The organism is Streptomyces sp. BK79, from assembly GCF_044142145.1.
Lineage (GTDB): Bacteria > Actinomycetota > Actinomycetes > Streptomycetales > Streptomycetaceae > Streptomyces.
The window spans coordinates 54,269-68,805 of sequence record NZ_JBHVOC010000018.1 but is presented as its reverse complement, the minus strand read 5'-3'; the positions used below and the strand labels follow the sequence as shown (position 1 = coordinate 68,805).

12 protein-coding genes are annotated in these 14,537 nt (G+C 68.9%); 6 read left to right on the top strand and 6 right to left on the bottom strand.

The features are described from left to right. Nucleotides 1–166: 166 nt before the first annotated feature. Entirely contained in the window at nucleotides 167–2,740 is a 2,574-nt protein-coding gene (locus ACFIF2_RS22965; RefSeq protein WP_395575085.1) for an FtsX-like permease family protein, read from the bottom strand. Continuing rightward, nucleotides 2,740–3,528 (bottom strand): ABC transporter ATP-binding protein, encoded by a 789-nt coding sequence (locus tag ACFIF2_RS22960; protein WP_395575084.1) that lies wholly within the window; start codon nucleotides 3,526–3,528, stop codon nucleotides 2,740–2,742. Before ACFIF2_RS22960 ends, ACFIF2_RS22965 begins: the two co-directional genes overlap by 1 nt. Before the next feature lie 398 nt (nucleotides 3,529–3,926). On the opposite strand from ACFIF2_RS22960, the gene ACFIF2_RS22955 reads away from it, so the two are divergent. After that, on the top strand, nucleotides 3,927–4,208 hold the full coding sequence (locus ACFIF2_RS22955; protein ID WP_395575083.1) for a hypothetical protein: 282 nt from the start codon (nucleotides 3,927–3,929) through the stop codon (nucleotides 4,206–4,208). Beyond that, nucleotides 4,205–4,729, top strand: coding sequence for a CAP domain-containing protein (locus ACFIF2_RS22950; protein WP_395575082.1), 525 nt, complete (start codon nucleotides 4,205–4,207; stop codon nucleotides 4,727–4,729). The genes ACFIF2_RS22955 and ACFIF2_RS22950 overlap by 4 nt, the downstream gene beginning before the upstream one ends. Before the next feature lie 68 nt (nucleotides 4,730–4,797). On the opposite strand, the gene ACFIF2_RS22945 is transcribed toward ACFIF2_RS22950, so the two are convergent. Next, nucleotides 4,798–5,157, bottom strand: a complete 360-nt coding sequence (locus ACFIF2_RS22945; RefSeq protein ID WP_395575081.1) for a peptidase inhibitor family I36 protein — start codon at nucleotides 5,155–5,157, stop codon at nucleotides 4,798–4,800. Nucleotides 5,158–5,609: 452 nt separating this feature from the next. Here ACFIF2_RS22945 and ACFIF2_RS22940 point away from each other — a divergent pair, with 452 nt between their 5' ends. Together ACFIF2_RS22940 and ACFIF2_RS22935 are read left to right on the top strand one after the other, a co-directional pair. After that, nucleotides 5,610–7,256 carry an MFS transporter gene (locus ACFIF2_RS22940; protein WP_395575080.1) on the top strand — a complete coding sequence of 549 codons (1,647 nt, stop codon included), beginning with the start codon at nucleotides 5,610–5,612 and terminating at the stop codon, nucleotides 7,254–7,256. A gap of 32 nt (nucleotides 7,257–7,288) precedes the next feature. After that, entirely contained in the window at nucleotides 7,289–7,924 is a 636-nt protein-coding gene (locus ACFIF2_RS22935; protein WP_395575079.1) for a GNAT family N-acetyltransferase, read from the top strand. A 454-nt stretch (nucleotides 7,925–8,378) separates the two neighbouring features. Here ACFIF2_RS22935 and ACFIF2_RS22930 read toward each other — a convergent pair whose 3' ends face one another. Next, nucleotides 8,379–9,083: a response regulator transcription factor gene (locus tag ACFIF2_RS22930; RefSeq protein ID WP_395575078.1), complete on the bottom strand. Its 705-nt coding sequence runs from the start codon at nucleotides 9,081–9,083 to the stop codon at nucleotides 8,379–8,381. Between the two features lie 84 nt (nucleotides 9,084–9,167). Next, nucleotides 9,168–9,773 carry a hypothetical protein gene (locus ACFIF2_RS22925; protein WP_395575077.1) on the bottom strand — a complete coding sequence of 202 codons (606 nt, stop codon included), beginning with the start codon at nucleotides 9,771–9,773 and terminating at the stop codon, nucleotides 9,168–9,170. Between the two features lie 487 nt (nucleotides 9,774–10,260). On the opposite strand from ACFIF2_RS22925, the gene ACFIF2_RS22920 reads away from it, so the two are divergent. After that, nucleotides 10,261–10,722 (top strand): DUF3237 domain-containing protein, encoded by a 462-nt coding sequence (locus ACFIF2_RS22920; protein ID WP_395575076.1) that lies wholly within the window; start codon nucleotides 10,261–10,263, stop codon nucleotides 10,720–10,722. Between the two features lie 163 nt (nucleotides 10,723–10,885). Here the strand turns inward: ACFIF2_RS22920 and ACFIF2_RS22915 are convergent, their stop codons facing one another. After that, entirely contained in the window at nucleotides 10,886–11,839 is a 954-nt protein-coding gene (locus tag ACFIF2_RS22915) for an NAD(P)/FAD-dependent oxidoreductase (protein ID WP_395575075.1), read from the bottom strand. A gap of 259 nt (nucleotides 11,840–12,098) precedes the next feature. On the opposite strand from ACFIF2_RS22915, the gene ACFIF2_RS22910 reads away from it, so the two are divergent. After that, nucleotides 12,099–14,495 carry a fibronectin type III domain-containing protein gene (locus ACFIF2_RS22910; RefSeq protein WP_395575074.1) on the top strand — a complete coding sequence of 799 codons (2,397 nt, stop codon included), beginning with the start codon at nucleotides 12,099–12,101 and terminating at the stop codon, nucleotides 14,493–14,495. Nucleotides 14,496–14,537 lie beyond the last annotated feature (42 nt).

Here is a 14,537-nt window from a genome sequence, read left to right as displayed (position 1 = left end):
CGACGAACGGGGATTCCGGAGCGTCCGGGAGACCGTCGTGGACCGCCACACCACCCGGGGGGCACACAGGTTGTTCCGTCATGTGCACTGGATCACTCACCTGTAAGGGCCGGCAGGGGATTCACGCGGTCAGTCCGCCTCTCCCCCGCGAGCGCTCGTCATGCGGTCATTCCTTCGTCCCGATGGCGTCCACCGGCCGGGCGCGAAGCATCAGACGGCTGGGCAGCATCGCCCCGGCCACCGCCAGCAGACCCGTCGCGCCGACGATGAGGAGCCAGCCCGCCACCGGCACCGTGGGCATCGGCCCGCCCGTCAGGGCGAGCGCCACCAACGCCAGCGGCGGAACGGCGAGAAGCGTCCCCAGGGCCGCTCCGACGACCACCACCGCGCCGCTCTCCCGGCGCACCATCCCGAGCAGTTGCGCGCGGGTGGCGCCGGTCAGCCGCAGCAGGGCGAACTCCCGCCGCCGGGCGGCGGTGTTCATCGCCTGGGTGTTGACGACGGTGAGCGCGGTGTAGGCGATGATCAGACCGACCACCACGTAGTTCACCCACGCCATCGCCCGCTGCTCCGCCACCAGGTCGTCCGCCGCCAGCGCGCCGCTCAGTGCCGTACCCGGGTAGGCGTGGGCCAGCTTGGAGAGCTGACCCGCGACATCGCCGGTTCCGGACTCGGTCCGGACCAGTACCGACTGGTCCACGCCCGCGGTGGTGTGCGAGAGCAGCAGATCGTGGTCGAAGGTGAGGTCGGCGAAGCCGAGCCCGCGGCCGTACACGGCGATCACCTCGCCCGTGAAGGGTGTGCCGTCACCGAGATACAGGTGGGCCCGGTCCCCGACGCCCAGCCCGAGCCACGATGCCGCCGTCGTGCTGAGGGCGACCGTGTTCGGAGCGAGGGCCGAGAGGTCGCCGTCGCGGGCCTCCAGGTCGATCGTGGCGGACAGGGCGGACGGCTGGAGGCCCTGCGCGGTGAGGGAGACGGTCTCCTCCGTGCCGAGCAGGGAGCCCACGCCCACGGCCTTGGAACGGACGATTCCGGTGGCGGCCGACACCCCGGGCAGTGCCGCGGCCCGGCGCGCCAGGTCCGGGGACACCCCGTCGGTGGAGGTCAGCACCTGGTCGGCCACCGTGCCCGAGCGGATCTCCTGGGCGGACCGGTCGAGTTGGGTGGTCTGGGTGAAGACGACGGTCGCGGCGAAGGACACCGCCAGGATCAGCGGGGTGACGGCCGCCGCCGTCCGGGCGGCGCGCGCCCGGGAGTTGGCCGCCGCCAGCCAGCCGGCGGCACCGGTGCGCAGCAGCAGCGGGGCGAGCAGAGCGGTCGCGGCGCGGGACAGCAGCGGGCCGAGGACCGCTGCCGCTATCACGAGCAGCAGGACCAGCGAATTGGCCATGCCCACCAAGGTCATGAAGTCGGTGCGGTAGGCCAGGCCCAGGCCCAGTACGGAGGCCGCCAGGGCGAGCAGCACCCCGCCGGTCACCAGTCGCCCGCGGCCCAGGCGGTCGGGTTCGCCCGCCGCCTCCCTGAGGGCCTCGGTGGGGCGCACGCGCGCTGCCCGCCGGGCGGCGAACCACGCTGCACCCACCGCGGTCAGGACGGTGGCCGTCACCGCGGTGAGGAAGGGCAACGGCCCGACCACCGGCTGGAAGTCCGGCGGCACGATGCCGCGTCCGGCGAACTGGCCACTGAGCCAGTACACGACGCCGATGCCGAGCGGGCAGCCCAGCACCCCGGCGGCCAGTCCGGCCACGGCGGACTCCGCGGCGATCATGCGGTGGAGCTGCCGCGGGGTGGTGCCGATCGCGCGCAGCAGTGCCATCTCCCGCCGGCGGTGCCGGATGGCGAGCGACGTCGTCGCGCACAGGACGAAGACGGCCACGAGCATGACGTTGCCGCCGATCGCCGTGGCCAGCTCCACCAGGGTGGCCGCGCCGACCGCCACGTCGGTGAACTCCGCCTTGCCCCGCCCGCCGCCCGTGTACACGGACGCGTCGGTGTCCTTCAGCGTCTTCTCGATCTGCGCGGCGATCCGCTCCGCCGGGATGCCGGGGGCGGTGAGGACGCCGAACGCGTCTACCGACGTGCGCGCGGCCGGTGCCAGCTCCTCGACCGCGGCCGCGGAGGCGAAGAGCACCGACTGCCGGGGCGTTCGGCCCCCGTCGAGGGTCACCAGGCCGGTGACCTCGAAGGTGAGCGGCGTGGCCGTCGACATCAGCCGGACGTCATCGCCGACGCGGAGCCCGGCCCGCTCGGCGAGGTCGGTGTCCAGGACGGCCTGGCGGGAGCCCTCGGGGCGGTGCCCCTCGGTGAGACGGAACCCGCCCAGGACGCGGCTCTCCCAGGTGTGCGCCTGGGGCACGGCACCGTTCGCGCCGGTGACGGAGCGGTCTCCGGCCAGCAGACGCACCGTCGCACGGCGGTCCGGCACCACCGAGGTGACACCGTCGAGTGCGGCGATGTCGTCGGCCAGGGAGGCGTCGAGACGGGGCCGTTCGGTGAGGGCCTGCGCGCTCCGGTAAGGGGACCCGTCCGCTGACTTGACCTCGAGCTCCACGGACGGGCTCGCGGCCACGATCACCGGTGCCTTGTCGTACCGTTCCGGCGGGAGCGCGGAGCGCAGCCCCGATTCGAGGAGCACCCCGCAGGCGCTCACCACGGCCGCCGCCAGCAACAGGGCCGTGAACGTTGCGGCGAAGGCACCCGCGCGCGACCGCAGGGTCGCCAGGGCGAGACGCAGCATCAGTACTTCCTCCGCAGCTCACTCATGACGCTCGTGATCCGGGCCACGGAGGGTGCGTCGACGGAGTCGACCACTCGGCCGGCGGCCAGGAAGAGCACCCGGTCCGTGCGCTGGGCGGCGGCCGGATCGTGGGTGACCATCACCACGGTCTGGTGCAGGTCGGTCACCGCCTGCCGGAGCAGGGCGAGTATCTCCTCGGCCGTGTCGGGGTCGAGTGCGCCCGTCGGCTCGTCAGCGAAGATCACCTCGGGTCGGGTGATGAGGGCGCGAGCGATGGCGACGCGTTGCTGCTGGCCCCCGGAGAGTTCGGCGGGGCGGCGGTCCAGGAGGTCCGCGAGGCCCACGGAGGTCGCGATGCCGTGCAACGTCCCTTTCTCGGCCCGGGTCCCGGCCAGCCGCAGGGGGAGGGTGATGTTCTGCTCCACGGTGAGGGAGGGCAGCAGGTTGAACGCCTGGAAGACGAAGCCGATCCGGGTCCGGCGGAACTCCGTGAGCTGTCGTTCCCCGAGGTCCCCCAAGTTCTGCCCGCCGAGCTGCACCACTCCGGACGTCGGCTGATCGAGTCCGGCGGCACAGTGCAGGAAGGTGCTCTTGCCCGAGCCCGAAGGGCCCATGACGGCGGTGAACGTGCCGGCGGTGATGCCGGTGCTGACCTGTTCCAGTGCGACGACCGCGGACGGTCCCCGGCCGTAGGCCTTGGTCACCTGTGTGAGTCGTACGGCGCTGCGGGTGGGGTCGATTCCGATGGGCGCGCCGGGGGGTGTTCTGCGGCTGCGTACTCCGAGCATGCGGGGACCTTCGATCGGTGCGGTCAGTGGTATCCACAGTCCACCGGCACGTCGCGGCAGAATCCTCCGTCCCGGTGTCTATACGGCGCCTCCGCCACGCAGACGACAGGGCTGTCGGCCTCCGCCGTACGGAGGAGAGAGACAGGCGTCCGGGCACACCCGGAGAATCCGAGTTCCTCCTCCAGGAGGGAACCGTCGAAAGGACCGCGCACCGTGTTCCTCGGAGCCGACGAGAGGCTGACGGGCCACCAGGGGTGAGCAGCGAGTGAGCAGAATACGAACAGGACCGACAGGGTCAGCAGGCGCGCACGACCTTCGAAAGCCCACTCGTGCCCGATATGATGTGCAGCCGCCTATCGGCCAGTTCCGTCATGCAGCAAAAAGGAAGAGAAGCACACATGGACGTCCTCACAGGCCTTCTCGCGATTCTCGTGGGCTTTACAACCATGGCGGCGCTGGAGAACCGAGGGCGTCGGCTGGATCGGCGAATCACGCGCCTGGAACAGAAGATCGACCTCCTTCTGAAGCAGGGGAACGTGCCGGATCACGATCTCGTGCCGAAGGAAGTCGCCGCGCTCGCCCGTGCCGGGGAGGATATCTCCGCGATAAAGAAGTACCGCGAGGCCACGGGGGCCGGCCTGTTGGAGGCCAAGGAAACGGTGGACCGGCTCAAGGGATGAGCACGAACGCCCCTGATGCTCAATGGGACAGCGGCGAAGGACGCATCCGATTCCTGGGTGCTCCCTCCGGAAGTGACCAGGACGGCGCGCCGCGGACCCGTCGGACCGCGGACGCGTCCGCCATCGGCGGCGATGCCGTACGACGTTCGCTGGAGAACCCGGTCACCGTGCTCGTGAACCGAGAGCGCGCCGTGCGAGGCATGGAACCCTTGATCGCTGACGAGCGTCTGCGGACGTCCGCCCGCGGTCACAGCGCGGACATGGTCCACCTCGGCTACTTCGACCACGTGGCTCCGGACGGTACCTCGCCGGCGGAGCGCATGCTCGCGGCCGGCTTCCCGCTGCCCGGTGGAGAGAACATCGCTTTCGGACAGCCGACGCCGGAAGCGGTGGTCACCGACTGGATGAACAGCCCGCCGCATCGGCGAAACATCCTGCACCGAGAGTTCCGCGTGATCGGTGTCGGTGTGTTCATCACCGCTCTGGGTCCCATGTGGACCCAGAACTTCGGGTACTCGTGAGCCGTGAGTCCCCGACACAGCCTCCCCGAACGTCGGCTCGACGCAGGGGAGGCTGGTCCTGGTCCCGCTCAGTACGTGAAGTAGCCGGAGATACGGTTGTCCCAGTCGACAGAAGCGACCCAGCTCTGGTGGGGGCCGATCTCGATCCAACTTCCCTGGTAGTTGTTGGCCTCGAAGACACGGAGCCGGTAGCCGGAAGCGTTGATGATCGATGAGATCCTGTCGTTCTTTCCGGCGGGCAGCACAGGCGTCCACACCGGGCTGTTCTCAAGCAGACCCGTGAAGTCGGCCCCGTCGAAGACGCATATCGGGTCGACCGTCGGATAGGACCTGGGGCACGCGGCTGCATCCGTCGACGCCGAGGCGACCGGCGCCCCGGTCGTCAGCAGTGTGGCGGCGAACATCGCGACGCCGACCGTGTAACCCATGCTGCGAATTCTGCTCATCGAGCGCACCTCTTTCTCCCCGCAGGGTTCTCATAATGATGTTGAGGATTTAATCTTGCCTCAGCGATCAATGTCAATGACGGAGAAAAAAGTGGCGAGAAATTCGCTGCGGCAACGCGAATACCGGCGGCTGGATCGGTTCGCACCATCATGCCGAACACCTAATGAGCAATCCTTGGGCAGAAATTGAGCAGCTCACCGGGTATACGTATCGAGCTGCGTCGAATGAGCATTCCGCAGACCTGCTCGGGGCACGAGCGGGGACCGGCAAGTGCCCACTCACCGTCTCAAAATCCGTCCATGCGCTGTTCAACCTGCGGTGACAGGCACATCTCGCGGATAGCGTGCCAACATGCCGCGGCCCTGACAGCCACCTCCGCTTCGCGGACTGCCACACCGATCGGCCAACCGACCTCCAGCCCTCCGGGACACCCATGCCTGCCATCCGCCCTGCCCACACCACAGTCCACAGCACGGACAGAAGACGCGGACTCGCCATGGTCGCGTTGGGCAGTTGCTTCCTCGTGGTCATGATGGACAACACCATCCTGAATGTGGCCTTGCAGACCATCCAGACCGATCTCTCCGCCTCCAACGGGCAGTTGCAGTGGGTACTGGACTCGTACATCCTGTGCTACGCGGCCCTGATGTTCACGGCGGGCGTCATGGCCGACGCGTGGGGACGCCGACGGGTACTGCTGGCCGGGCTTGCCCTGTTCACGGTGGCGTCGGCCCTGGCGGCATTCGCCGACTCCCCCGGTGAACTGATCCTCTGGCGGGCCGTGATGGGCGTCGGCGGGTCCGTGGTGCCTCCTGTGTCACTGGCGTTGATCAACGAAATGTTCGACGAGGACGAACGCCACAAGGCCATCGGTGTCTGGTCGGCACTGGGCGGACTGGCCATCGCGCTCGGCCCGTTGACGGGAGGGGCACTGCTCCTGCGCTTCTGGTGGGGCTCGGTCTTCCTCATCAATGTGCCGGTCGTGATCACCTGTGCGGTGATGCTGCTGCTTCTGGTGCCCGGCTCCGGCACTTCTGACCGCCTCCGCATCGACATTCCCGGCGTCGCGCTCTCCGCCGTGGGCGCCGGCCTGGTCGTCTACGGGGTCATCCACGCCGGAGAGAGCAGACAGTGGTTCGCCGAAGGTACGCTGCTGCCGCTGGGGACGGGCGTCGTGCTGCTGTCGGTACTGGTGTGGTTCGAACGGCGTGCTGCCACACCCGCCGTGGATGTGCGCCTCCTGCGCAACCCCGCCTTCGCGGTCGGCACGCTGGGCCTGGCCCTGGCGTACTTCGCACTCACCGGCGGGACGTTCCTCATGGTGTTCTACGGGCAGGGTGTCCGCGGGTATTCCCCCATGGAACTCGGGTTGAGCGCGCTGCCGATCGCGGCGGGCACTGTCCTCGCCGCGTCGTTCAGCGGCCGGGTGCGCGACCTCGTGGGTGTCCGGGTGACCGTCTCGAACGGCCTGGCCCTGATCGGCGGATCCTGCCTGGGGCAGGCGTTCGTGACAGCCGGCACTCCGTTGTGGATCTACGAGTTCGTCCTCGCGGCGTCCGGGCTCGGGATGGGGCTGGTCCTCGGCGTCGCGACCACGGCCGCGATGAGTACCGTGCCCCCCGACCAGGCCGCAGCCGGGGCCGGGATGAGCAACGCACTGCGGCAGATCGGCTCGGCGCTCGGAGTGGCCGTGCTGGGCTCCGTCGTGTCGGCGGCCTACCGCGACAGGATCGACGATGTCGCAGGGGCACTGCCCCCGGCCGTGCGGGAGACAGGGTCACAGTCCCTCACCCACACCTTCGGCGTCCTCGACGCACTGGCCGCCGACCCGGCCCTGCCCGGGTCGCTGCGTGACACCCTGCCGGACCTGCGGGCCGTCGCTCAGGACGCCTACGTGGACGCGATGCGGCTGGCCTTCCTCATCGCCTCGTTCACGGTGGGCGTCGCCGTGGTGGTGACGGCGCGCTGGATGCCGGAACCGCGTCACCCGTCGTCACGGACGCTCTCGGGACGCACTTCTCACCCGGTGCCGATTCCGGCCGGAAAGTGCTCCGACGCCCGGCAGCGGCAGGGCACGTGATGGGCGGCCCCACGGCATGGTTCCCCCGGTCCGTGACTGCTCAGGTGATATTCGCCCGCCCGGCCGGAGCTGTCACCCCGGCCGAGTGGACCACCCGGCTGCGCAACGGGGCAACGACCCGTACGCGGCTCGCCACCATCGGTGACCTGCCCTCCGTCAACGCCCTGCACACCCGCAGCTCACGACGGAGCCTCACCCTGCGCTATCTCACCGGCAGGCAATGTCTCTCGGCAGCGGAGTGGCGTGCTCTGACCGCGCCGTCGGCCGGCCTCACCTGGGTCACCCACCCGGCGGGCGATCCCGGCCGTGTCATCGCCGTCACTCACGTCCTGCACACCGACAGGACACCTGGCTTCCACCCGGCCCGTGGAGCCGATCACGGCCCCGCCGAACTCGCCCTCCTCATCGATGATGCCTGGCAGGCCAGGGGACTCGGCTCGGTACTGGCGAGGCGGGCGGTGGCCATCGCCCGGCAACGGGGCCACAACGAGCTGCACGCCCTGGTGCTGTCGGAAAACCGGCCCGCCCTGGCGCTGGCCCGCGTGCTCGGCGCTGTCGTCACCACCCAGGGCACCCAGTGCACGGTGAGGTTGTCGTTGACGCGGCAGGACGAGGCCGCACCGCGGCGGTCTCCCCCTACCGACGCCGGTGTGCCGGGCGACGGCTGAGCACCTGGGGGCAAGGAGTGGGCTCGGACCGGTCTTGTCCGGAGTCCGCCCCGGCACCGGTCCTCCATCGACATACGCGTGCCAAGCCCAGGTACTCGGGGCGCGGTCGGACCGTCGCGCAGACGTCCGCCGCCCCCGGGGCGGCGTGACTCGTGACCGTGTCCCGCTGGTCCGCACACCGCCGTGAACCATCCGGGCACTTGGCCGGTGTCGATACACCAGATCTCCGACCGGGCCGGGAGATCCGTCGCCCAGCCCTTCGGTCCGCGTGTTCGTGCGGATCCCGCGGAACCGGTCCCCCGGTAGGCATCCGGCGCAAGGGCGGGGCAGCGACACAGTCCGGCGGCACGGGAACGAAGACGGCACCGTCGGCCGTCAGGTGACGTCCGGCGGGCCGTCGCGCTCCATCCGCCCCTTTGGAGGCGGGCGTTCATTCATGGAGTGTGGCGACACCTCAGCCGTCAGTTCCACCGTCTTGGCGCACACGAAACCGGTAGCCCCTCCCCCGCACCGTTTCGATGAAGCCCGGCGCGCTGCGCGACTCGCCCAGTTTCAGCCGCAGGCGCTTCACACACGAGTCGACGTTGCGCGGGTTCGCCTCGGCGTCGGTCTCCCCGATGACGGCCATGAGATCCGCGCGACTGAACACCTGGTCCGGCGCCGCGGACAGAGCGAACAACAGCATGCGCTCCGAACGGGCAAGGCTGAGTCGCCGGCCCCGCAAGGTCACGTCCACCGCGACACGGTCGATGACCAAGTCACCGTAGCGCTCCACCGGCGCCCGTTCCGGCCGGGCCCGGCCGCGGTGTCGCAGGGCCGCCGCGACACGGGATTGCAACACGCGAGCGGCCACTGGTTTCACCAGGTACCAGTCCGCTCCCGCGTCCAGTCCCGCTATGACGTCACGGTCGTCGTCCCGTGCGGACAGGAACAGAACAGGCAGGGGACTCGCCGAGCGGATGCTACGGCACACGTCCACTCCGCCGATATCCGGCAGATCCACGTCCAGCAGCACCAGATCGGGACGGTGCTGCTGGAAACTCTCCAGTCCCCGACCACCCGTCGACGCCACGAACACCTCGACCTCAAGAGGCAGCAGGGCCCGCCGTACCTCCTGGCACAGCGCGGGATCCTTGTCGATCAGCAGAACACGAGCCATCCTGCGAGTATTCGCAGGACTCCTGCGGAGGAATGGACGTCAGCCGGGCATGGGCGGAAACCGTTATGACGGTGTCCGAGTCACTCACTGATCGTCGACGGCCGGGCCTTCGTCCGGCGCCGATCGCTCGGTGATCCTGGTGGCGACGCCCTGCTTGACGACCACGTCCGCGGCGATGGACCCGCTCTTGGTGCTCCTCTCCAGGTCGTCGAGGGAGCACCGGGTAGTCGCCCGCGGGCTGTAGCTGCCGCACAGCGTTCCCGCTCCGTACACGACGGTGCTGTCGGACACGAAGAACTGCTGGTCGGCACCGGACACACTCACGATGTACTTGCCCGGCGCCAGGTACTCGACCACACCGTCGGCGAACGTGCCGCTGATCCCACCGCTCACCCCGGCACCCCTGTCGTCCGCCACCGCGTCCTCGCCGGCCGCGTCGTCGTCGGTCGCCGCATCCTCGTCGCCCACTGTCGCCGCTTCCCCGTCACCGGCAGCCGGCTCATCCGCCGTCGGCACAGAAGGTGAAGCGGACGCCGAGGCAGATGCCGATGCCGAAGCCGGAACAGTGCTCGCCACCTCGACCGCGGCAGCGTCCTTGTCGGAGTCACCTTGACAGGCGGTGAGCAGCGATACACCCGCCACGGCGACCACGGCCAGCAGACGCGCACGGGAACGGTGATGGGAAAGCATGAGATCTCCTAGTCGAAGAGTGAGGGCAACCGCCCTACGGCTGTGCCCTCGTCGCGGGCTCTGTGACCACCATGCACCCGCCCACCCGCTCGAAGCCGCGAAGTCCGCGGCCCATGACCGCGTTGTCACCCCGTTCGAACAGTTGATACATGTTGGCCTTGCACCGAAGGCGCCCTGTCGTGGTGAGGAGCTTTCGGTTCGTCAACGGAGCCTGCGTTCGGGCATGATGAGTGCGCCAGGTATCGGAACGGTCGGCCGTGTGTGCCACCTCCGAACCCAATGGGGCGCTGCCACACCGTCCACGGCGACGGTGCTTGGGCCGGGACGAACGCCGCCACCGACAGGAGCCCGGCTACGGCCGGCCAGTTCATCGGTGGTACGCGCGTCGACGTGGGAGCCGACGACACCCTCGTGGGCCCATGACACCGGGCATGTGACCGGGTTCGCCGGCACGGACTTCACCGCTCCCCATCAAGAAGGGAAGAACATGGCCACTCTGGTCAAGGAATTCAATTTCTACGTCGACCTGTCGACGGAACACATCGGTGAGGGTCCCTTCGGCGAACGCATCGTCGCCGAGGGCGTGGGGGGAGGGATCACGGGAGACAGGCTGAAGGGGACCATCACGGCCGGCGGGGGTGACTGGCTGCTCGTGGGCGACGACGGATACGCCCGGGTCGACGTGCGGAGTACCTTCGACACCCACGACGGCGCGGCCATCTACGTCCAGTACTTCGGGCTCATCGAGATGACGGACGGGATCAAGAAGGTCCTCGCGGGCGGTGACGAACCAACCGCCTTCGGAGAGCAGTACTTCATGATCACGCCACGTATGGAGACAGGGGACAAGCGGTACGCCTGGGTGAACCAGACCGCGTTCGTCGGCGAGGGAAGACTCCTGCCCGGATTGCGCGTCGAGTTCCGCGTGTACAGCGTCGCCATCTCCTGAGCACCGGTCACATGGTGAAAGCGGTGCGCCGCACTGCACATCCTGTGCTCCCGCCCGACCGGTGGATGCACCGGGCGGGCGGAACCCCAGTGGGGGCGTCGGCTGTTGATGGCCGGACCCGGCGCGGGGCCACCGCCTTCGTGCGCCGGTTCCGGGATGGCCGTCAGAGGGTCATGGCTCGCTGTGTGTCCTCGGTGATGAGATCGAGGTTCAGCCCGGCCGCCGCCCTCAGTCCGGCCGCCGCGGACCCGATCACTGTCTCGGTGACACTCGTGACGTTACCCGCCGCGAACACACCGGGCACACTGGTCGCGCCTTGCGGGTTGGCCGCCACGAAGCTACCGGCGACCTGCCCGAACATCTCCCAGTTCGTGACCTCAAGGCCCAACCCGTCCAGCCCGGTGACACGAGCGGTGAAGCGGGGCGCGACCACGAGCTGAGTGAGGTCGACGCGCCGCCCGTCCGCGAGCAGCGCCGCCGCCAACCGGCCGTCCACGACGTCCAGCGCACGCACCTTGCCTTCGACCACCCGCACCGATCGGGCGTTCAGGCGGGCCCGCGCCGTGTCGTCGAGGGGCGGCCCGGTGTGCGCGAGCAGGGTGACCTCGTCGCTCCACTGGCTCCACAACAGCGCCTGCTCCACGCCCACCGCGCTCGTGGCCAGGACGCCGATGGGCTGATCCCGTACCTCCCATCCGTGACAGTACGGGCAGTGCAGCACGTCGCGCGCCCAGCGCTCGGCGACACCGGGCACGTCGGGCAGCTCGTCCACCAGTCCGGTGGCCAGGAGCAGCCGACGCGCTCGTACCGTGGCGCCATTGTCGAGCATGAGGCCGAAGCGGGTTTCCGTCTCACGCGCTGCGGCGATCACCGAGGCCGTCACACGCTCCACGCCGAAGCGGGAGATCTCGCGTCGCGCGAGGTCAAGGAAGTCGGCAGGGGCGATGCCCTCGTGTCCCAGGTAATTGTGGATCGACCGTGCGGGGGCGTTGCGCTGCTGCCCTGCATCGACGACCAGCACGGAGCGGCGCGCACGCCCGAGGGTGAGCGCCGCGTTGAGGCCGGCCGCGCCTGCGCCGATCACGACGGCGTCGTACAGAGGGTGTTCGTCGGTCATGGTGTTTCCTCTCGTTCGCCGGTGATCTTGCGACCGTCCGGCGGGCGCGGCCAAGGGCGCTTGCCAACCCGGCAAGACGAGGGGGTGAACACGATGAGGTGAGCGGTGTTCCGCATCTGGTGCGCCCTGTCACCACACTCCGGCAGGACCGGCAGACCCGGTGTGTCCCGTCCGGAGGTGAGGGCGCCACGGGTAAACCGAGGTGCTGCCTGATCCGTTCTCGCAGTGGCACAGCCAACACATACGGAAAGGACCCGAGGTGCGCTTCTCCCCCGCCGGCTCCGGCAGCCGGTACACGTCTCCCGTCAGACCGTGGACGGCCGCACTACTCACCGGAGCGGTCGGCGCCACTCTCCTCACCACCACCACGGAGGTCCACGCCGCGGAAGGCACCGCGACGGTGACCACCGCGCCGGACCCGGGCACGGATATCACCGGTAACGGCGGCAAGATCACCGCTCAGTACGCGGAGACCGGCGCCGAATCGGAGTCGAAGCTGATCGACGACGATGTCACGACCAAGTACTTCACCATCCGCTCGGCGATGTGGGTGCAATACCAGTCGACCACCGCCGCGACGATCGACCGCTACACCCTCACCTCCGCCAATGACGCCCCCGACCGCGACCCGAAGAACTGGACGCTGCAGGGCTCACTCGATGGGTCCGCCTGGACCACCATCGACACCCGCACGAACCAGACGTTCTCCGCACGCCACCAGACGCGGGGGTTCAGCGTCACGCCCGGCACCGCCTACACCCACTACCGGCTCGTGGTGAGCGGGACCAACGGTTCGTCCACCTCCCAGCTCGCGGAGTGGGAATTGTGGGCGGGCGGCAACGGCGTCCCAGCTGCTCCCTCCGAGCTGACCGCGACGCTGGACGGTGACAGTGCCATGCTGGACTGGACGGACAACTCCAGTTACGACACCGGCTACGCCGAGTCCGGCTTCCAGATCGAACGTTCCACAGCGGGCGGCCCGTTCGAACCGCTGGCCACCGTCGGCACGGACGTGCACTCCTACACCGATCCCGTGCTGGACGCCGGCACTTCGTACTCCTACCGGATCCGCGCGGTGGGTGTGGGCAACGGGCTCTCGGACTACTCCGACACCGCCGACCTGGCGGTGGGGGTGTTCGACATCACCGACCTGCCCGGCACGGTCACGGATCAGTACAACACCGGCGGGGCGGAGGGCGGGCAACGGGTCGCGGACAACAGCCCGTACAGCAAGTACCTGGCGAACCACGCCACCACGTGGCTCCAGTACCAGCCCGCCGGCTCTTCCAGGCTCACGGGTTACACCGTCACCTCCGCCAACGACAGCCCCGACCGGGACCCGAGGAACTGGACGCTGCGGGGCTCGGTCGACGGGACCACCTGGACCGATCTCGACACCCGGAACGGTGAGTCGTTCACCCGCAGGTATCAGAAGAAATCGTTCACACTCGACACCGACCGTTCCTACCGCTACTTCCGACTCGACGTGACCGCCAACCATGGCGCCGGGCAGACACAGTTGGCGGAGTGGGAACTGCTGGGCACCGGCAACCCCTCCTCCCAGGTCGACGCTCCCGAGGCGCCGAGCGGCCTGTCCGTGAAGGCCGTCTCCGGTGACCAGGCCGTGCTGAACTGGACGGACAACTCCCGTCTTGAGCAGTCTTTCCGTGTGGAACGCTCCCTCAACGGCACCGACTGGAACTGGTCCCGCGTCGTACCGAACAGCACCACCGCGTACACGGATCTCGGTCTGGCCGACAGCACCACCTACTATTACCGTCTGCGGGCGGAGAACGCCGGTGGCCAGTCCGCCTACACGGCGCCGATGACCGTGACCACCCCAGCGGGCACCATGCCGGCCACCTGGCAGGAGCACTGGCTGGAGCACGTCCAGTTGCTCGACAAGGTGCACGAGAACGACGATGTCGCGATATACGTCGACGATGACATGGACCGTTCGCAGACCTGGCTGAACGATTACGTCACCAGGCTCTGGAAGTACACCAAGCAGAACTACGGCAGCTTCAGCAACCCGCAGCTCGCCGCCGTCTTCCACCAGGACAAGTACAGCGGCGGTCACCCCGCTACCGTCTTCGACGCGTCCCACGACTACCGCAACGTGATCGACATAGGTCTCGGCGACTGGAGCGAGACCAACTCCCAGGCGCGGAACGTCACTTCGCACGAGATAGCGCATATCGTCGAGTTCTCGGCCTACGGCGTCAAGGGATCACCTGCCTTCAAACTGTGGGACGACAGCAAGTGGGCGGAGATCTACCAGTACGACGCCTACCTCGGAGCAGGTATGACCGCTGACGCCGAGGACTGGTACAGCAAGGCCATCGCGAAGACCGACAACTTCCCGCGGGCCAACACCGCCTGGTTCCGCGACTGGTTCCTGCCCGTCTGGCGCGACCACGGCAAGGGCGAGGTGCTCGCTTCGTTCTTCCGGCTGACGGCCGAGCAGTTCACCCAGCACAACGGCTCCTACGTCCGCGACATGAACATGGGCGAGTTCGTCCACTTCTGGAGTGGGGCCGCAGGCGCCGATCTGCGGAAGCGGGCCGAGACCGCTTTCGGGTGGACGGAGGAGTACGGAGCACAACTGCGGCAGGCGCGACTGGACTTCCCCGACGTGCCGTACACGCACTCCTGACCATATGACCCGGGGGTGCGGTCCGGTCCCGTATCGGTTCGC